The sequence below is a fragment of the Paenibacillus sp. 598K genome, assembly GCF_003851045.1.
Lineage (GTDB): Bacteria > Bacillota > Bacilli > Paenibacillales > Paenibacillaceae > Paenibacillus_D.
This window is the reverse complement of sequence record NZ_BFBX01000120.1, coordinates 1-20,256: the sequence shown is the minus strand read 5'-3', so window position 1 is coordinate 20,256 and position 20,256 is coordinate 1. Positions and strand designations below refer to the sequence as shown.

10 protein-coding genes are annotated in these 20,256 nt (G+C 55.8%); 1 reads left to right on the top strand and 9 read right to left on the bottom strand.

Translation table 11 applies throughout. The features are described 5' to 3' along the window. Positions 1 to 204: 204 nt before the first annotated feature. Complete coding sequence (locus PA598K_RS28640; protein WP_185602282.1) at positions 205 to 2,724, bottom strand: U32 family peptidase; 2,520 nt, start codon at positions 2,722 to 2,724, stop codon at positions 205 to 207. A 238-nt stretch (positions 2,725 to 2,962) separates the two neighbouring features. On the opposite strand from PA598K_RS28640, the gene PA598K_RS28635 reads away from it, so the two are divergent. After that, positions 2,963 to 3,931, top strand: coding sequence for a sugar phosphate isomerase/epimerase family protein (locus PA598K_RS28635; protein WP_128660220.1), 969 nt, complete (start codon positions 2,963 to 2,965; stop codon positions 3,929 to 3,931). A gap of 96 nt (positions 3,932 to 4,027) precedes the next feature. On the opposite strand, the gene PA598K_RS28630 is transcribed toward PA598K_RS28635, so the two are convergent. The 8 genes from PA598K_RS28630 to PA598K_RS28595 form a co-directional block, all read right to left on the bottom strand. Beyond that, positions 4,028 to 4,594, bottom strand: a complete 567-nt coding sequence (locus PA598K_RS28630; protein ID WP_128660219.1) for a 3-dehydroquinate synthase II — start codon at positions 4,592 to 4,594, stop codon at positions 4,028 to 4,030. Positions 4,595 to 4,720: 126 nt separating this feature from the next. Next, the gene (locus PA598K_RS28625) at positions 4,721 to 4,936 is read right to left on the bottom strand and encodes a hypothetical protein (RefSeq protein ID WP_128660218.1); all 216 of its coding nucleotides are present in this window, start codon (positions 4,934 to 4,936) and stop codon (positions 4,721 to 4,723) included. Between the two features lie 390 nt (positions 4,937 to 5,326). Further along, entirely contained in the window at positions 5,327 to 8,215 is a 2,889-nt protein-coding gene (gene uvrA, locus PA598K_RS28620) for an excinuclease ABC subunit UvrA (RefSeq protein WP_128660217.1), read from the bottom strand. A gap of 48 nt (positions 8,216 to 8,263) precedes the next feature. Beyond that, positions 8,264 to 10,261: an excinuclease ABC subunit UvrB gene (uvrB, locus tag PA598K_RS28615; RefSeq protein WP_128660216.1), complete on the bottom strand. Its 1,998-nt coding sequence runs from the start codon at positions 10,259 to 10,261 to the stop codon at positions 8,264 to 8,266. A gap of 367 nt (positions 10,262 to 10,628) precedes the next feature. Then, positions 10,629 to 16,286 carry a glycoside hydrolase family 78 protein gene (locus tag PA598K_RS28610; RefSeq protein WP_185602281.1) on the bottom strand — a complete coding sequence of 1,886 codons (5,658 nt, stop codon included), beginning with the start codon at positions 16,284 to 16,286 and terminating at the stop codon, positions 10,629 to 10,631. A 480-nt stretch (positions 16,287 to 16,766) separates the two neighbouring features. Continuing rightward, the gene (locus PA598K_RS28605) at positions 16,767 to 17,969 is read right to left on the bottom strand and encodes an S-layer homology domain-containing protein (RefSeq protein WP_185602280.1); all 1,203 of its coding nucleotides are present in this window, start codon (positions 17,967 to 17,969) and stop codon (positions 16,767 to 16,769) included. A 507-nt stretch (positions 17,970 to 18,476) separates the two neighbouring features. Further along, complete coding sequence (locus PA598K_RS28600) at positions 18,477 to 18,677, bottom strand: cold-shock protein (RefSeq protein WP_020619567.1); 201 nt, start codon at positions 18,675 to 18,677, stop codon at positions 18,477 to 18,479. Positions 18,678 to 19,038: 361 nt separating this feature from the next. Next, a protein-coding gene (locus tag PA598K_RS28595; protein WP_128660213.1) for an IS630 family transposase occupies positions 19,039 to 20,180 on the bottom strand; the annotation gives its coding sequence in 2 pieces (ribosomal slippage) (positions 19,039 to 19,736 and positions 19,736 to 20,180; 1,143 coding nt in all). Positions 20,181 to 20,256: the final 76 nt, after the last annotated feature.

The window sequence follows — 20,256 nt, the reverse complement described above, 5'->3', positions numbered from 1 at the left end:
TCTTGATCGTTTATTTTGATGCGCAAGTTGACAGCCATCCCGCCCTTTTCCTGACTCTCTTTGTATATCGGTAAGTATAAGCTTCTCTTTCAGTCTTGCGGATTCCTCCTTTTGACACTACTAGGCGTCAATTCCGGGACTGCCAGCGATGCAAACAAGCCGTACCGGGTTCGGCACGGCTTGCATTGGGAGGCCTGCGCCTCGTTATTTGACCAGTTGGCCGCGCGTCACGCCGAGCTGATTGGTCGCCTTCAGCTTGCGCCACACCTGCGTGCCGCTGATCCGTCCGCGGAGCGCGTCATGGTACAGGCTGAGCACCTCGGCGACCTTCTCAGCCGACTCCTCCAGGAACTCGATGCGGAAGGAACGGACGCCAAGCTCAAGGAAGTGTTGAAGATATTCTGCGCCCGACTGCTCGACCGCATTGTACACGGTATTGCGACAGCCTTCGTCGACGCGCACCGGATGCGACATCCCGATCCGATCCTGCAGCGATACGGCATGCTCCTCGCATGGGCGACCGCAGTTGGTAAAGTCCGTGCCCTCGCTCAAAAAGGTGCAGTACACGCAATGCTCGGTATGGAACATCGGCAAATGCTGATGCAGCACAACCTCGACCCGCGACGTATCGGCATGGCCCAGCAAATCGACCATCTGCTGGATGTTCAGGTCATACGAAGGCGTGATCCGCTCGCAGCCAGCCTCGAGGAACAGATCCGCCGACTTGTGATTGGCGATGTTCAGCGAGAAGTCGCCGATCAGACGCGGGAACGACTCGCCCCGGCCGTCACGCTCGGCCTCCGCTCTGGCCCGCATGTAAAAGTAGAGCGCGCCGGTGTTGCGGACCAGGATGGCGTCGGGCTGCAGCTTCAGAATATTATTGTGGTAGCCGTTCTCGCCGGGCATATGAATACGCGGCGTTGCCAGCGCAATCCGACTGCCCGCTTGACGCGCAGCGGCGATCGCGGCAGGGAATTGCTTAATAAACTCGAAGTCGGCGTAGATCATCTCGATCCCTGCCTCCGCAGCCGCCTCCACCTGCTCGACGCTGCGGCAAAGCGCAGTCAGAGCCGGAGTCTCAAGCGCATGGACCGGCTGACGCAAAGGCGGCGTATGGACGACAGTAACCGGCAGTCGGGTATAGACCGGCGGCTTGGGCCGCTCGCCCGACAGCTGCTCGACAGCCACGCGGCGCATCCGGTTCAGCTCGCGGATCGGCAGGATGACGTCCTCGCCCAGATGCAGCTCCAGCTGCTCCAGCTGGTACAGCGTGCCGCCCAGACGGCCGAGCTGCTCCCGCAGCACCTCTTCGTCGAGCGGCCGCTTGCGGGCCGCCTCCAGCTCCAGCTCGCTCGCCACCTCGACGATCGTCCCTTTCTCTACATCCGTCCACCAGCTGCGCAGCGGTCCGCCCACTGTACCGCTGACGCGCACATGCAGCGGGAATACCCGATACGGCTTCTCCGTCTCGAATGTCTGCCGCAGCCGCTTGTCCAACGCAGGATCGTTAGTCTTCCAGATTCGGTCGCCCGGCTTGACTCGGCCCAGATCGATATCGTTGCGGCCCGGCACGAGCTCGAGCACCGTCCCCTCCTGCGCCTCGCCCTCCAGCTTGACGCCTTGGCGCCGCAGATCGTAGACGCGGCCGCCCTCTTCCTTCTTGGTCGGATCTCCAGCGTCGAAGACGATGCCGTCGCCCCGCTTGAGCGGCGCCTCGATCCGGCAGATGACCGCATCGCGCAGCACGCGCTCGACACGGCCGAGATAGACGCCGCGACTCTTCGGGAAGGTGCCGTCGACGAGCAGCTTGTTGTTAGTGCCGCCCAGGAAGCCGTGCGTAAAGCCGCGCGAGAAGCTCTGCTGCAGCTCCCGCAGCTCCTCCGTCGACGGCTTCGCGCGATCGCCTGCAAAGTAGCGGTCGATCGCCGCCCGGTATTTGCTGACGACGTTGGCGACATACTCAGGCGTCTTCAACCGGCCTTCGATCTTGAAGGAGGTGACGCCCGCCTCGATCAGCTCCGGCACGATATCCAGCGCGGCCAGATCCTTGGGCGAGAGCAGATACGTAACGTCGCCCATCGGCTTGTGCTCCCCATCGACCATCAGGTCGTACGGCAGACGGCAGGCCTGGGCGCACTCGCCCCGGTTGGCCGAGCGGCCGCCCCACATCTCGGAGGTCAGACACTGCCCCGAGTAGGAGACGCAGAGCGCGCCATGCACGAATACCTCCATCGGCAGCTTCGCCTGCTCGCCGATCTGGCGGATCTGCTTGAGGTTATTCTCCCGTCCGAGCACGACCCGCTCCATATCGAAGGGCTTGGTGAACTCGACCGCCTCCGGCGAGGTGATCGTCATCTGGGTGGAGCCGTGGATCGGGAAGTCCGGCGACAGCTCCCGGATCATCCGCACGAGACCGAGGTCCTGGACGATGACCGCGTCGACCCCGGCTTCGATACAGGCTTCGATCAGCTGACGGGCCTCCGCCAGCTCATCCTCGAACACCAATATGTTGAAGGTCAGGAAGCCCTTGACCCCATAGCTGTGCAAAAAAGCCATGATCTCTCCGAGCTCGTCGCTGCGGAAGTTGTTGGCGCGCGCCCGGGCGTTGAACTTCTCCACCCCGAAAAATACGGCGTCGGCGCCATTGGCCACCGCTGCGCGCATGCAATCCCAATCTCCCGCCGGGGCGAGCAACTCGATGTCTTGCCTTGTTAAGCTGTTCATGGTTATCCTCCAAGCCTGTCTTCTTCTCTTCATTCTAACAAACCCGCGTACGCGAATCTACAAGCAGATGATGCAAGACGATACGAAGCCTTAAAGTACGTGTTCAAAAAGGTCAGTGTTCAGCACCGAGAAGATTGGAGGCAGGGTGAAATCTCATTTCAATCCTTGTCTGGGACATGGTATAATACGGGGTGAACGCGCTTTCCACAACCATCCAATACAGGAGGTATCTGATTCAATGAAGTTAGGTGTATTCGCGGTATTATTCGCCCAGAAATCATTGGAAGAGGCCCTGGACTACATCAAAGGGCAAGGCCTGGACGCCGTCGAGATCGGCACAGGCGGCTACCCTGGCAACGCACACTGCAACCCGAGCGAGCTGCTCGCTGACGAGAGCAAGCTGAACGCCTTCAAAGAAGCGGTCGAATCCCGCGGCCTGATCATCAGCGCGCTGAGCTGCCACGGCAACCCGCTGCATCCGCAAAAAGCGATCGCCAGCGAGCATGACACGGTGATCCGTCAGACAATCGAGCTCGCCGGCAAGCTGGGCGTACCTGTCGTCAACACATTCTCCGGCTGCCCTGGCGACCATGAGGACGCCAAGTATCCGAACTGGCCGGTCGCGCCATGGCCCAACGACTTCCAGGAGATCCTCGACTGGCAGTGGGAGAACAAGGTTATCCCTTACTGGACCGAGATCGGCAAGCTGGCTACCGAGCATAATGTGAAGATCGGCCTCGAGCTGCACGGCGGATTCTCGGTACATACGCCAGCGACGCTGCTCCGTCTGCGCGCAGCGGCCGGCGAAGCGATCGGCGCCAACCTCGACCCGAGCCATCTGTGGTGGCAGGGGATCGATCCGGTGCAAGCGATCCGCATCCTCGGCAAGGAAGGCGCGATCCATCACTTCCACGCCAAGGACACGGTCATCGATCCAGTCAACGTCAACAGCCACGGCGTCACGGACATGCAGTCCTATACGCAGATGCTCGACCGCGCCTGGCAGTTCCGCTCGGTCGGCTTTGGCCACGACAACAAAACCTGGGCCGACATCATTAGCGCCCTGCGTCTGGTCGGCTACGACTATGTCGTCAGCATCGAGCATGAGGACGGCCTGATGTCCGTTGAGGAAGGCTTCTCCAAAGCGGTGCAAAACCTCCAGCAGGTGCTGATCCGCGAGCCGCTCGGCGAAATGTGGTGGGTGTAGGCTCTCACGCTTGCCCACACTCTTCCTTATCGTCAAACGGCGGCGTCAGGGACTATCCCTGCGCCGCCATTTTCTATCTCTTCGAACTCTTCTCTCCTATAGCTCCCAGCTCTCGCCCTCGGTCCGCTCGCCCAAATGTCGTCCCGGTCGATCCGGCCAGCCGGCCAACTGCTCGCCCGTCTCCAGCTCCAGCACCGGCCGTGCTGCCCCCGAGTCGCTCCAGAGATGGACGCTCTCCGACGCCTGGAGGACAATCGATACCTCCGTGCCCTCGTAGTCGCACACCAGCCGCAGCAGCGGCCGCCGCTCTAGCTTAACCCTGCCTACTGCGATCTGCCGCTCGCCTCGCGGACTGACGACGGTGAGCGGCATGCCTGGCCGTAGCTCCGACAGGTAGATCGTCCGCTCGCCTTGGCGGACATACTGATGGATTGCGCCGCAGTTGACGCGGAACGGCCGGGGCGGGTAGGTCGCCGAGGCCCTGGTCTCCGCGAGCACCAGCGCATAGCCGTGCCCGGTGCTGCCGACGAGCACGCCCTCGTCATCTGCCAGCACATCGACCAGGTCGAGACAGACGCGCAGCCCTTCGCCGATCGGCTCGATCGTCCGGACCGTCATCGGCATCATCCGGCTTTCTCCGGTTTTCTCGTTTCGTTTGCTCATGTCGCACCTCCACCCTGTAGCTTTCCTTGCCTTGATTCCCAAAAAAAATACACCTCCGATGCCGGACGCTCTCTCGTCCTGGCCGCCACAGAGATGTATCGATGGAGCGACTGCCATGTTAGCCGCTTACCAAATCGTGAAAATCATAATCGCGTCAATCGTCAAAAACAACAGCAACGAAACGCCAGCGAAGCCGATTGCGAACCAGTTTTTCCGGGGACGATGCATCAGCAAACGAACGAAGCCAATAAAAATAAGCACCGTGAATGCGAGCATAAACACGTCAAACGGGTCGAAGCCGGATGTCGCTACTGTTGCTGTTCCTTCTTCAGCCAAAAACATGAAAGGCCCTCCTTTTAATCGCACGTAACCTATATTAATCTATGTTATCCGTTCAGAACGTCAGTTGCAAGTGTGAAATGGCAGGTGTAACAACTTTGTCACCATTTGTCCATATCCTTGTCGCTGACGCCAGAACGATACTATGCTATGGCCAAGGCCGCCAAAATTAGCATGTCCCGCCAGAGCGTCATTTATGAACCGTAAACGCAAGCAACTCCCCCTGAGTCAGACGAGAAACGTCCGGTCAGGAGGAGAACCCCATCTGTTAAGATAACGCTGCTCGAAGTCCGAGCCGCGAGGTCTGAGCCTTGAAGGGATGAGGCGCGCAGCTCCCAGCGCGCGCAGGTGGTCATCCGACCGCCGTTATGCCGCGCTCAAGCCTGGCCGCCGTTACTCCGCTGCCGAGCTCGCCGCCACGCCGGCTATCTCGCGCTCGCGCTCCTCGGTTCGTCTACGATCCCGCTCCAGCACAGGCTTCAAATACTTGCCCGTATAAGAGCCGTCCACCTCGGTGACCGCCTCCGGCGTGCCGGTGGCGACGATCATCCCGCCGCCGCTGCCGCCCTCGGGGCCAAGATCGACAAGATAATCCGCCGTCTTGATGACATCGAGATTATGCTCGATGACGAGCACCGACTCGCCCGCATCCACCAGGCGGTGGAGGACGATCAGCAGCCGGTCGATATCATCGACATGCAGTCCAGTCGTCGGCTCGTCGAGGATGTAGAGCGTCTTGCCGGTGCTGCGACGGTACAACTCCGAGGCAAGCTTGACGCGCTGCGCCTCGCCGCCGGAGAGCGTCGTCGCCGGTTGGCCCAGCTTCATATAGCCGAGGCCGACATCGAACAGCGATTGCATCTTGCGGTGGATACGCGGGATGTTCTTGAAAAACTCGACCGCGTCCTCGATCGTCAGCTCCAGCACATCGGCAATGCTGAGCGACTTGTACTTGACCTCTAGCGTCTCTCGGTTGTAGCGCTTGCCCTTGCACACCTCGCAAGGCACGTATACATCCGGCAGGAAGTGCATCTCGATCTTGATGATGCCGTCGCCGCGACAAGCCTCGCAGCGGCCGCCCTTGACGTTGAAGCTGAAGCGTCCCTTCTTGTAGCCCCGCACCTTGGACTCGTTGGTCGCGGCGAAGACGTCCCGGATATCGTCGAATACGCCGGTATAGGTCGCCGGGTTGGAGCGCGGCGTCCGGCCGATCGGCGACTGGTCGATGTCGATAACCTTGTCCAGATGCTCGAGCCCGAGGAATTCCTTGTACTGGCCGGGCCGCACCTTGGCCTTGTTCAGATCGCGGGCCAGCGTCTTGTACAGGATTTCGTTGATCAATGTCGACTTGCCCGAGCCAGAGACGCCGGTGACGGCGGTGAAGACCCCGAGCGGGAGCTTGACGTTCAGGTTGCGCAGATTGTTCTCCCGCGCGCCCTTGATCTCCAGCCAGCGCTCATCGGTCGGACGTCGCTGCAGCGGTACCGGGATGAACTTGCGGCCGCTCAGATATTGACCGGTCAGCGACTGCTCGTCCTCCATCACCTCCTGAGGTGTCCCTTGGGCGACGACTTGACCGCCGTGGATGCCCGCTCCCGGACCGATGTCGATAATATAGTCGCACGCCATCATCGTATCCTCGTCGTGCTCGACGACGATCAGCGTGTTGCCGAGGTCGCGCATATGCTCCAGCGTCCGGATCAGCCGGTCGTTGTCCCGCTGGTGCAGGCCGATGCTCGGCTCGTCGAGGATGTAGAGCACGCCCATCAGACTCGAGCCGATCTGCGTCGCCAGCCGGATCCGCTGCGCCTCGCCGCCGGAGAGCGTACCGGCCGCCCGACTCATCGTGAGGTACTCCAGACCGACATTGACGAGGAAGCCGAGACGGCTATGGATCTCCTTGAAGATCAGGTTGGCGATCGTCTTATCCTTTTCGCTCAGCTCCAGACCCTGGAAGAACCGCTGCGCGTCGCCAATCGACAGCGAGGTGACATAGGCAACATTACGTCCGCCGACCGTGACGGCGAGCGACTCCTTGCGTAGACGGTCGCCCTTGCAGGTGCCGCATGGCTTGGCGCTCATGTAGCCTTCGATATACTCGCGGATGCCGTCGGATGCGGTGTCCCGATAGCGTCGCTCCAGGTTATGGACGATGCCCTCGAACGGTACGTACGCTTCCTTGGAGTGGCCGAAGTCGTTTTCGTAACGGAACTTGACCCGTTCCCCGCCCGTTCCGTAGAGCAGCTTCTTCATCTGATCGGCGCTCAACTCCCGCACCGGCTTGTCCATCGCGATGTCGTAATGCTTGCAGACGGACTTCAGAAACTGCGGGTAATAGTTGGAGGTGCTGCCTGCCCACGCTTCAAAGGCGCCGTCCTCGATCGATTTGGTCGTATTGGGAACCAACAGCTCCGGGTCGACGATCATCTTGGCGCCCAGACCGTCGCAGTCCGGACATGCGCCGAACGGACTGTTGAAGGAGAACATCCGCGGCGACAGCTCATCGATGCTGAAGCCGCACTCCGGGCAAGCCAGGCTAGAGCTGAACAGCAGCTCCTCCTGATCGATTACATCAACGATGACCTTGCCCTCGGCGATCTTGAGCGCCGTCTCGAGGGAGTCGGCCAGACGGGTCTGGACATCGTCCTTGACGACGATCCGGTCGACGACCAGCTCGATCGTGTGCTTCTTATTCTTCTCGAGCACGATCTCCTCGCTCAGATCGCGCAGCTCGCCGTCGACCCGCACCCGAACGAACCCTTGCTTGTGCACGTCGGCCAGCAGCTTCGTGTGCTCGCCCTTGCGGCCGCTGATGAGCGGCGCCAGGATCTGCAGACGCGTCCGCTCGGGATACTCCATGATGCGGTCGACCATCTGCTCGACTGTCTGCGAGGTGATCTCGATGCCGTGCGTCGGGCAGTGCGGCTTGCCGATGCGCGCGTACAGCAGACGCAGGTAATCGTAGATCTCCGTCACCGTGCCTACCGTCGAGCGCGGATTGCGGCTCGTCGTCTTCTGGTCGATGGAGATCGCCGGCGACAGCCCTTCGATCGAGTCGACGTCCGGCTTTTCCATCTGACCGAGGAACTGGCGCGCATAAGCCGACAGCGACTCGACATAACGCCGCTGCCCTTCCGCATAGATCGTATCGAAGGCCAGCGACGATTTGCCGGAGCCGCTCAGCCCCGTCAGGACGACGAATTTGTCCCTTGGGATGACGACATCCACATTTTTAAGATTATGGGCGCGGGCGCCCTTGATTTCTATACGATCGATACCCAAACGTATTCCCTCCCTATTCCTGTGCGACCCTTGCGATGCTGGCTGCCGCTACGCCTCGGCCTTCAGCTCGAGCAGCGCGTCGCGCAGCTCGGCGGCCCGCTCGAACTGCAGATTTTTGGCGGCGGTCTTCATCTCGTCCTCCAGTCGCTGGATGACCGCCTGACGGTCGCGCTTGGAGAGCTTGCCGACCTTGTCGCCGGTCAGATACTCCGCCTTCTGCTCGGCGACCTTGGTCGCTTCGATCACTTCGGCGACCCGCTTGCGGATCGTCGTCGGCGTGATGCCATGCTCCTCGTTGTAAGCAATCTGGATCGCGCGTCGCCGCTCGGTCTCGCTGATCGCCTTGTCCATCGAGTCGGTCACCTTGTCGCCGTACAGGATGACCCGGCCTTCGCTATTGCGCGCCGCCCGGCCGATCGTCTGGATGAGCGAGCGCTCCGAGCGCAAGAAGCCTTCCTTGTCGGCGTCGAGGATCGCTACCAGCGACACCTCCGGCAGATCGAGCCCCTCCCGCAGCAGGTTGATGCCGACGAGGACGTGGAAGGTGCCGAGCCGCAGATCGCGCAGGATCGCCATACGCTCCAGCGTCTTGATGTCCGAGTGCAGGTATCTCACCTTGATGCCAACTTCCTTGAGGTAGTCGGTCAGATCCTCGGACATCTTCTTGGTGAGCGTCGTTACGAGCACACGCTCGTCCTTGGCGATGCGATCGCGGATCTCGCCGAGCAGATCGTCGATCTGGCCCTTGGTCGGCCGCAGCTCGATGATCGGGTCGAGTAGCCCCGTCGGCCGGATGATCTGTTGTACCATCTCGGGGCTATGCTCCAGCTCATAAGGTCCCGGCGTCGCCGAGACGTAGATGAGCTGCTTGCTCTTCTGCTCGAACTCCTCGAAGCGGAGCGGCCGGTTGTCCATCGCCGACGGCAGACGGAAGCCATGATCGACGAGCACCTCCTTGCGAGCGCGGTCGCCGTTGTACATCGCCCGGATCTGCGGCAGCGTCACATGCGACTCGTCGATGACGATCAGCATATCGTCCGGGAAGTAGTCCATCAGCGTATACGGTGTAGCACCGCGCTCCCGGAACGTCAGCGGACCAGAGTAGTTCTCGATGCCGGAGCAGAATCCCATCTCCTGCATCATCTCGAGATCGTAGCGCGTCCGCTGCTCCAGACGCTGGGCTTCGAGCAGCTTGTTCTGACTGCGCAGCTCCTCCAGCCGCTCCTCGAGCTCGCGCTCGATGTTGACGATCGCCCGCTTCATCGTCTCCTCGCGGGTGACGAAGTGGGAGGCCGGGAAGATCGCCGCATGATCCCGCAGACCAAGGATCTCGCCGGTCAACACGTCGATCTCGGTGATCCGCTCGATCTCGTCGCCGAACAGCTCGACACGGATCGCCCGCTCGTTGTTCTCGACAGGGAAGATCTCGACGACATCGCCGCGCACGCGGAACGTGCCGCGGACGAAGTTGATATCATTGCGCTGGTACTGGATGTCCACCAGCTTGTGCAGGATCTCGTTGCGCGAGCGCTCCATCCCTACCCGCAGCGAGAGGACGAGGTCCTTGTACTCCAGCGGCGAGCCGAGACCGTAGATGCACGAGACGCTAGCGACGATGATGACATCGCGGCGCTCGAAGAGCGAGCTTGTCGCCGAGTGGCGCAGCTTGTCGATCTCGTCATTGATGCTGGAGTCCTTCTCGATATAGGTGTCCGAGGATGGGATATACGCTTCCGGCTGGTAGTAATCGTAGTAGCTGACGAAGTAAGATACCGCATTGTTGGGGAAAAATTGCTGAAACTCGCTGCACAGCTGCGCCGCCAGCGTCTTGTTGTGAGCGATGACGAGCGTCGGCCGGTTCAACTGGGCGATCGTGTTGGCGATCGTGTACGTCTTGCCTGTCCCGGTAGCGCCGAGCAGCGTCTGATGCCGCTTGCCCGCCTGGACGCCCTCTACCAGCTGCCGGATCGCCTCCGGCTGATCGCCCTGCGGCGTATAATCCGAGAGCAGCTCGAACGTCTTGGACTTGGTCTCCATTTGACTCATGGCCTTCTCCTCTCCCTGCTGTCTATCTCCATATTATCTATCTCTCTATTGTGCCCCCGAAGCATGCTCGGCAGACGATAGTTTCATAAGAATATGTGTTCCCATAGTATTATACATCGTTTAGAAACAGCTGGCAATGACTGCCGCATGTCTAATAGTTGGGTATCGCACATCATTCTGCCTTCTCCTCCCCTTCTACCCGCAGCCTGCCAAGTCCAAACGGCTGATCTGGATTGCCGCTGGCTATGAGGTCCGAAATAACTGAACGTATCGCCTATCAAAAAAACATCCGGTTCAGCAGCCAAATGCCGCCAAACCGGATGTTGATCTTCTTGAAGCGCATGATCGGAGCCGAGGTTACTGTGGCTTACTGCCGACGATGTACGCCTACCGACTCCAGCACATGGCCGATGATGCGGAAGGGCACCTCGGCCGTCTTGACGACGCCGTTGGCATACTCCACATCAAAGTGGACGCGATGCAAGCCCTTGGGCAGACCCGAATCAAACGAGCCCCAGCGCTCGTCGTACAGCTCGGCCGCGTAGCGCCGTTCGCCATTGGAGGCGAGCACGGTCGACACCAACAGTCGGCCGCCATCCGCTCCCCGCACATCCAGCGTCGCTGTCACTCGGCGGACAGGAGCCGGCGACGTCTCTGCCTGGACGACGAGGATCTCGCCCGCATAGAAATCCTTTGGCGCAGCCGCCGTCTCATGGCCGGCCTGAATATGCTTGTCCAGCCAGTCCGGCATATGATGGAGCTCGGCGGACAGGCCGAGCGGCAGCACCGTGATGGCTTTCGTCGCCTCGGCTTGCGCCTTGCCGTCGGATACGGTCAGCGTCACGCGGTAATCGCCGGGGACTGTGGTTGACAGCGTCGGTTCCGCTACCGCGAAAGTCGTAATGGTACCGCCCGGCTGTATCACGCGCCACTGATACGTAAGTGGATCGCCGTCCGGGTCCGACGAGCGGTCGAGCAGCCGCAACGTGTCGCCCTCATATACCGGCTTCGGCGACCAGTCGAAGTCCGCCGTCGGCGGCTGGTTCGTCTCGATGTAGAAGAATCGAGGCGTGCCCCACTCGCTCCAGTCATAGCCGTCGTAGACGCGCGCCTGCACATACAAGTTCACACGCTCCGGCAGTAGATCGCCTGGCGTCCAGGACTTGCTCGCAGACGCCTTCACATCCGAGTCGCGCTCCAGGACGCCGCCATAGCGGTAGACACGCAACTGGTAGCGCGCCTGCGGATCGCCATCGGCGTCCGTATACGTCCAGGTGAAGGTCGGCGTCGCCGTCGTCACCTTCGTCGGCTTGGCCTGATCCTGGCTGAGCGTCGTCATCAAGCTGACCGTCGGCGGTCGGTTGACGATCTGCACCGTGCGGATGGCCTGATCGGTCTGGCCCAGGCTATCCTCGACAACCTGACGGATCTGGAACGTCCCCATGCTGCTGAACGTTTTGTTCCAAGACGTCCGCACCGTGCTCTGCAGCGTCTCATAGCCGCCATCGGTCAGGTTGCGGATGTAGTACCAGTGGGGCAAGTTCTGACGTCCGCCGTCCTCCTTGTCGCTGGCGGTCGAGTTGATCCGGATCGCTACGCCGCGATAACTGGTCCCGGGCGTTGCGGTGAATCCGGCGACCGGCGGCTCGTTGTCGCTCGGCAGCTGCGTGATATTGATCGTCCGCTCCAGGAACGGCGACCAGGCGTCGTATTCGTCCTTGACCGCCATCCCGACCGTATACAGGCCGCGCTCCTCCGGTATGACCAGCTTCTGATCGATCGTCAGCCCCGATGGCGTCTTGTAGTAGAATTTCTTCTCCAGAATCCCCTTGGTGAGCTGGTAGTCGATGCCGGTGTCCTCCCGCGAGTAGTTGGTCGCGGACAGCCAACGGTCCTTGTCATGGCTGCGGTCGGTCCAGCGCACCGTGTAGTCGGGCGCGAGCGCGATGTCGTAATCGACAGTCGGCGCGCGGTGAACGATCAAGGTCCGGGACGGCGTATTCGACGTCTGCCTGTAGATGGCGAAGGTGTCGTCCGGGTAGCGGTGATCCGGATGCGGATCGTCCGTCGTATTGTACGTCACCTGGTAGACGCCAACCTTGTCCATCGCCTCGACAGGCGCCGTGTACGTCTTCTCATGGTGCGTCGAGCGTCCCGACTTGCCGTCGCCAGCGTCGAGGAACTTGTTTGGCTCGGTCTGCGCATACGTCCATTCCGTCAGCTCGCGTATCGTTGGATCGTTCTCGGAATCGTTGTAGGTGGTAGAGTAGATCATCGACTCGCCAACGATCGCGATGCCATCCAGCTTGGAGCTGGCGCTAAGCGCCGACAAGTCCGAGTAGGCCATGTTCAGGAACTCCGCTCGTAGCGCTCCAGAATACGGGCCGAAGAATCCCTTCTCGTATTCGCTATCATTCACGTCGATGAGCGGTACGCCATTCACGTAGACCAGGATGTTTCCATCGAGAACCTGGATCTTGAACTTATGCAGGGTGTGGCCAAAGGCATAAGGTTTCTCCTCCATAATGATACGGTTGCCGTTGCGAATTTTCACCAAACGAAGCGTATCTATATTGGATTCGACCCGATACATATTGCGTTCATCCTCGGCGTTGAAAGCAAACCCGGCATAACGCGTCGATAAGTACCCTTCTGGATTGAGTCGCAAGCTGTAGTTAATCGTAACAGCTTGGAATTCCTGATTATTGAGCAGAACTTGCTCCGCGACAAGCCGTTTCGGATCGGGTTTTAAGTTTCTAAGTATCCACTGTTTGACAGCTGTAGTGGTACTGTCCGGGCGTTCTTTATACATGAACCTTAACAGAATATTACCTTCCTGGTTGTATTGGAATGAATATTCCCCGGTATAGGATGGCATGTAATTGGTAAGATCAAGAACCAGCTCGGGTACACCCGTCTCGATTGGAAATCGTTTGACCGCAATGCTGGTGGATGTTTTATCAATGTAGTACATGTACCCGGCACCATCGACCGCTCCGGCATTGTTGCCTCCTGGCGTATAGTAGACATTGGGCACACTGTACTTTTGCGTAAACTTGCCATCACTGCCCCAATGATAACCGTACATGTTCGTGCCTGCTTTGTCTCCGTTGAGGTCAAAAAGGATCAGATGGTCACGAACTGGCGGAAATTTATAGAAGCGATTCTCAATCGTGTCCACCAAGGCACCGGTTTTCGTACTGTATACATTTATGGCCGAACCGGCTTCCGATCGCGTCTGAAGTGCAAAATCTCCTGAGCTTGATGGTGAGTAGTTATAGCTGAGATAGGAACCGTATGTCCCACTTGTATAGTACCCGTATGGGATATTAGGGACTGTAATTTTTGTATTCTTCGAGACATCGTAAATCGTATACTTGGCATTATATTCATTACTAAATGTATGATGTCTCAATGTCGCGTCCACTTTATTAAAGGAAGCAATATCACGGTAACTTCCATTTAATGGCCTCGTGATAGCAGCCCCTTTTGGTGATGACCATTCATACGTAGACAGGGTTGTTGCTCCCTCAGAAGGACTGGCCATATATCCCCACGGGGTATTGTATGGATGGTACGGACTAGGGTAAGGCGTACTTGAATAGTAATTATAGAAAAAATTCGGTACTGCAACCTCTTTTCGTACCAGTTCGTCAAATGTAAACCTGGTTGTGATTGGATAATTAAAAAAACCCACCGTTTCGTTCTCTTGATTTATCCCCGTGATCATGTAGTCTATTGTCGTATACCAGGATTGCGATGCAGTTTCTCGATAGTATAGCCTTTTCGGCGTTTCGCCATTTTCACGAATAGTGGTATAGTATTGTGAGCTATAGCCATCCTGTCCTGGCGTATAGCCTTCATAAAGAAAGTAGTCTTTATTCTGATATCTGAGGTGAAAATATTTCGAGGATTCCCCATTGCTATAGTGATAATCATTGTGTGGGAATTCCAAGACATTCAGGCCTTCCTTTGTCGGTCCAATATAATGATATTGAAGATGCTGATCGTTAAACTGAACGTACGGACTATGCCCCAACGCTTTCGTTTGTGGATTGGCTCCCCAGCTCTTGGGCTTCTGGCCCAACGAATCGTAATTCTTCCAATTGTTTGAGCTCACTATATCGGCAGCTCGCAGCGGAATCGACGTGATGACCGCTGGCTCTATACTCTCCGACGAAATGTCGAACGAGACGAGCGGTTTGTCGTTAATGACGTTCAGATAAAAATCCTTGGTCGCTTCCAGTCCCCAATCCTCTTTTGCAAAGACGGTGAACTTGTAGCGGCCAACCTTCAGATTCTTGAGCTCGAAGCTCCGATCCGCTCCGATCTTGACCTCTACCAACTGCTCGTCCTTGAAGTTCCCGTTGTTGTTGGAATCATAGGCATAATGCACGCGCTCTTCGACGATCTCATCGCCATCGGTCGTGTACGACACCAGCTTGAACGTCTGGTTGCCCCGGATCGAGGGGGTCTGGTAATCCAGAGCCGGTACCGGCGGTTGATCCTCCAGAACGGTCAGCTCATGGACGGCCGGCTCCAGCGATTGCAGGCCGGCGCTGTCAAAGACGTGCAGTGTAATGCGTTCCTTGCCCGGCGTATCATACTTAGTCTTCAGGTTCGTCCATAGGTCGCGCGAATGGTTAATCGTCCGACCTGGCATGTAGGTGATACTGTTCTTCGACGACAGCGGCTCCTTCAGCGGCCGGCCCTCGATTACAGTCTGGGAGCCTGTAATAATCGGCACCGGTTCTTGTCTAACAACGTGAATCGTTGTCGATCGCGTTGCCGAAGCACCGAAATCGTCGGTCATCGTAGCACTTATAGTATGATACCCTAAGGTATCCATAGAGATAGAATGATAGCCATTCGTATACGATTGATGCTGGTATTTGACTGGAATCGTCTTCAACCAGGCACTCGTCGTTCCTACAAAATCAAACCCGTTGAAGGTAAAGTTATCTCCGTCTGGATCATGCGGTGTCGGAACGGTCGGATCCTCGATATAGATCAAATCCAGCGTGCTTCCTTGAACAACTGTCGTCAGCGGTTCGGTCGGCTGGAATGGATAAACGAACCCGATCTCGAAGTCCGGTGGTCGGTTGTCCCGGATACTGGTGACGACCAGCGGCTTCGGACCGATCCATTCGGATGTGCCGCAGCTCGCCGTGATCTTCATGCTCACCATGTGCGTCCCGACGCCAAGGACGGAAGGATAGTTGTTTTTGTTGAAGTTCGAGACGTTCGTTGAGCCTTGTACCTGATGCGAGGTCCAGGTTTGGCCATTGCGCTCGATCTTGTACTGATGCGACGTATACGTGCAGCCGTTCATGACGAAATTTTTGGGACGGAACGAGAATTCCTCCCGGTACTCAATTGTCCCTGGCACAACGTCGAAGTCGCCTGAGAACTCCTTCGGCCCCTGGCCGGCCGCGACCTCATAGAAGAAGGTGACGTAGGCTTTCGGGCGCGCCTTGTCCAGCGAGACAGAGATTGACGTTCCGGAAGCGACGGTATCGCTAAAACCAGTGTATCCGATGTTCCGGCCCTTCTGTGTGCCGTAGCTCGCCGCAGGTCGTATCGTATCGCTGTAATCCAGATCGACGATCGTAACCGTTCGCGCCTTCTCCTGGTAGGTGCCGTTCGGTCCCTCACGAACCATATGTCGCACGTTAACTTCGCCCTGTGTTAAGGTTGGCGTATTGCGACTATAGTAGAGGTAGACGTAATGCTGAGTGTAGCTGCCATTATAGGCAATATCATGACGATTGCCGGGTATTATTGACCCACCGGCAGGCGGCGAGCCATTCGTCGTTTCTTTGTAGCCTTGGTACGTATAACTGGAGTTCGTCGGTACAGGGACAGGATACGATTTGTCCTTTTCCATCTCCTTCACTACGTCCGGGAAGATCGACGACAACGACTGCCCATCCGTAGAGAAGTGACGGATCGTCAGATTCCCTTTCGGATCGGGTAGCTCAACGGTCCCCTGGAAGGTGACGGTGACTGGGAAGGGATAGATCATGCTTGGGTTGGAGCCGCATACATCACCAGCGTATCCGCGTACACCTTTACCAGACCAACCTGAAATAATGACTTCATCATTGAGAATGTATGGATTGCCATCGATTGCAGGATCAGCATTATCAGCCATTCTAACAGAAATCGGCTTTCCGTTACGAACTTCGGATGCACTATACATGTTCCCATCCGCACCATCCCAGTTTCCAGTTGTGGGAGTTGATATGGCTGCCTTCGTTCGACTATTCGTCAGTTTAGGCTCTCCCCCAGCATCGTTAGCAAATACTCGCCCTTGTAAGGTACTCTCTGTACTCCAAGTTTTATCAACATGTTGGCACCAATAATATCCGGGATTATAAGTACGAGTTGTCGTAACTGTAACTTTTTCTGCGGCTTCACCATTTGAAATAAACAACTCATTAAAACCAGAGAAAAAAATGCACAAGACTAAAAAACAAATAATTAACCGTTTGTTTTCCATAAGCTAGTTCCTTTTCTTATCAGGATTAAACAGCAATTCAACATTTCCAAGATTAGAATCAATTGAATCTATATACACACGGAATTTGTCATCGCTGTAAGACCCGTAGAGAGATAATTCAACTTGAACATCTTTAACCAAAGTAAAATGCTGCTTCATCCATTCATTAATTAGGCCATATTTTTGGAAGGGCTCATCATGAGTAATATTTGCACTAGGATTCAAGGCAAGACTTTGCATAATCATCATACGATCGCCATTTTTCTTTGGACTGAACTTAACAGATGCAACGACATACCCTCTTTTATTATTTTTTAATCGATCTTCAAGAAGATTTCTGTCCCATAGATATTTTTTTTCGTAAAGACTGACAACGTTACCTTCAAGCGGCAGCACATATACTCTTTTCACAGTTACATCATAGGCTGGATGTTTAAGTGTAATGTCAGTGGTTTTAAGATTCACTTCCGGCACCAACCTAGACACCGCCGCAGCATTCATTCCCGTCTCCGCGACTTCCTTCAACTCACGAAGGTACTGGAACGACTCTGGAGTTTTGCTGCGGTTATCATGATAGTTCTTCAGCATAACAACAGCCTCAGCCCGGGTCGCATTCTTGTTGAGGCCAAACGAGGCATCCGGATAGCCGTTCATCGTACGCGCGCCGAAGGCCAGACCGATAAAGGGTAAATCCTTATCTTTCATTTCACGGTAGTCCACGAAAGGCAGATCGCCATTGTATAGCCCTTTGAAGGCATCCAGGTATGCCTTATACTTCGTGTCCAGAGACAAGGCACGAGCGATCATACGGGACATTTCCAAGCGTGTGATGTTCTTGTTTGGCTGGAACGTAGAACCAAAGTCTTCCTTGGCAATGATGCCCTGAGCTACCGCTGTTTGAATTGCATCAGAAGCCCAATGCTTCTGAATGTCCGTAAACGCCCCCGAGCTGCCGGCCTGAACGCCGGCAATTCGCACCAGGACCGCCGTAAACTCAGCACGGGTGATCGTTCCGTTCGGGATAAACCTGCCGTCCGGATAACCGCCGACGTAGCCCTTCTGAGCTGCAAAATCGATGGCATCTTTGGCCCAATGATTATTTGGCACATCCTTAAATGGCGTCGCAGAAAAAACAGTGCTCGACTTCGCTGGCAGAAAAGAAATGAGCAGTGTGATTGCAATTAACGTAGCCATAATTTTCTTCATTCTAATTCCCCCTATTTTGAAATAATAAATTGAGCAAGACTTAGCCTGAGGTCGACCGTTCTTGTGCGAATACGTATGTATAGAATTAGAAAACTTATCTTCTCTTCCCATTATCGGAATTTACGTGCGGTGAATTTACGCAGGACGAGTTTTCGGAAGGAGATGCGACTACAAAAACAAAAAAAGCACCCTCAACAGCCATTAGGCTGTCAGAAGGGTGCTTCCCGTCCGAGCTAACTATAATCCACAGTATACTATAAGCATCTGACGCTTGGCAATTGTAACCTTTAACTAAAATCGGCTGCAAAGCCAACGTGCATGGGAAGGAAGGGGCACAGGAGCATCGACATTGCGGCAGCACGAGCAAAGTAAGGGAACAAAGGTGCACTGGAGCTGCGAAACTGCGTGCGGTACCCCTCCGGCAAGCCCTGGAGCCAACAAGGAACATGACACAAAAAGAAAAAGCCCCCAACCCGTAAGGGCGAGAGCTTGTTTCTGAAAGGAATACTACAGTTTTACAACGTTCTCAGCTTGTGGTCCGCGGTTGCCTTGAACAACGTTGAACTCAACGCGTTGGCCTTCGTCAAGGGTTTTGAAGCCTTCGCCAGTGATTGCGGAGAAGTGAACGAATACGTCGCTTCCACCTTCAACCTCGATAAAACCAAAGCCTTTTTCTGCGTTGAACCATTTAACTGTACCTTGTTGCATAGTTATTACCTCCAAATGTTTATTAACATGTTCATTTTTTGCCGATACAACAAAAATTCACATATTGAAAAAGGTATCATCGTAAAATGTTAACCCTTTTCAATATGCGAATCGGTGTTACACTTTTATCAACTGAACCCATATTACCATATTCCCAACCGAATTGCAAACATGGTTTTTATAAAATTTGATATTTCTGTAGAAAACCCTATCTTCTGTCCATACGCTTGTCCGAGTGCCGATCACCCTTTGAATCAACGTTTAGTCTTGCCTCACCTATATATTAACCACATGCGCCAATTCTAAACAGCTTCCGCACATTTTTTTTGGACGAATGGCGAGCAGACTGCCTAGTACAGCATCAGTCTTTAAATTGTGGGTATAGGCGCTTCAGCTTTATCCGAGCGTCAGTCGTCGTGAACTGCCAATCTACACCTTTCTGTCTTTGATTGCGTGAAGATTCCCAGGCCGATAGTTCGGTGCTCAACTTCGCCATGGAAGGGACGCGTCGACCTAAGCATTGACGCGTCATGACGCTAAGTTCAATTTCGGCGATATTGAGCCAGCTGCCATGTTTGGGCGTGTAATGAATCTCTAGCCGCTTCGCTAAGCGGAGGGCCGTAGCAGGATCAAAAGCCTGATAAAGCGAAGCGATGGAATGCGTATTTAAATTGTCCATGACGAGTTTGATTTTGGGAACCTGAGGATAGTGAACATCCAGCAACGTTTTCACCTGCTCGGCCCACTCGATTCGAGTACGCCGGCTCTGCACATCGACATGCCTCCAGCCTGCCAGGGGCTCCGTGAAGATGAAAATACTGCACGTCCCGTTCCGCTCGTATTCACTGTCTTCCCGCAGGGGCTTAGCAGCTTTCATGGGAATGGGCTCCCGAACTTCATCCAGAAGTTGAAACGGCTTTTCGTCCATGCAAATGACGGGACAATTCGGATCGTAAGGTTCGTGATACACTTCCAGCACGTCTTCCATCGCGGCTACAAACGCCGCGTTCTGCTCGGGCGGGATGCACCAGCATTTTTTGAGGTGAGGCTTAAGTTCGCTTTTTTTAAAATGCGGTCGACCGTATCGTAGGAGAGGCTGTCGATATACTGAAGTTCTACCGCTTTGTCGGCTAGCAAACGAAGTGTCCAGCGACTTCTCCCTGCCGGAGGTTCACTGCAGCTCAACGCAAGGATTCGTGCTTCTAATTCGCCCGTTACTTTAGGCGGGTTAGGCGGTGTCAGTCGCTTCTTTCGTTCAATCGTCTTTTGCAAACCTTCTTCCACGAACCGCTTCCGTACAAGATGTACCGTGTTTGTATGAATCTCAAGTCGCTGGGCAATCTCCTTATCTCTCAGCTTTCCTTCGCTACGATTTTCATCTGCCCACAGGAGAATTTGTGCACGCCGAATGGAGCGTGCGGTTGCTTTGCCTTTGGAACACAGACGTTGTAACGTCTGTTGTTCCTCTGGGGTTAATCGAATGGGATAGGATTGATTTTTCATAGTTGGCATCCTCTTTTTCTCCAACTATATCACATTACCCAAATTTTAACTCTTTTAATTCTGATGCTGTACTAGA

What these genes read in the sequence shown, in the direction of transcription:
- PA598K_RS28640 (WP_185602282.1), bottom strand. Translation starts at nt 2,724, where the DNA reads ATGAACAGCTTAACAAGGCAAGACATCGAGTTGCTCGCCCCGGCGGGA.
- PA598K_RS28635 (WP_128660220.1), top strand. Translation starts at nt 2,963, where the DNA reads ATGAAGTTAGGTGTATTCGCGGTATTATTCGCCCAGAAATCATTGGAA.
- PA598K_RS28630 (WP_128660219.1), bottom strand. Translation starts at nt 4,594, where the DNA reads ATGAGCAAACGAAACGAGAAAACCGGAGAAAGCCGGATGATGCCGATG.
- PA598K_RS28625 (WP_128660218.1), bottom strand. Translation starts at nt 4,936, where the DNA reads ATGTTTTTGGCTGAAGAAGGAACAGCAACAGTAGCGACATCCGGCTTC.
- uvrB (WP_128660216.1), bottom strand. Translation starts at nt 10,261, where the DNA reads ATGAGTCAAATGGAGACCAAGTCCAAGACGTTCGAGCTGCTCTCGGAT.
- PA598K_RS28610 (WP_185602281.1), bottom strand. Translation starts at nt 16,286, where the DNA reads ATGATCTATCCCTTCCCAGTCACCGTCACCTTCCAGGGGACCGTTGAG.
- PA598K_RS28605 (WP_185602280.1), bottom strand. Translation starts at nt 17,969, where the DNA reads ATGAAGAAAATTATGGCTACGTTAATTGCAATCACACTGCTCATTTCT.
- PA598K_RS28600 (WP_020619567.1), bottom strand. Translation starts at nt 18,677, where the DNA reads ATGCAACAAGGTACAGTTAAATGGTTCAACGCAGAAAAAGGCTTTGGT.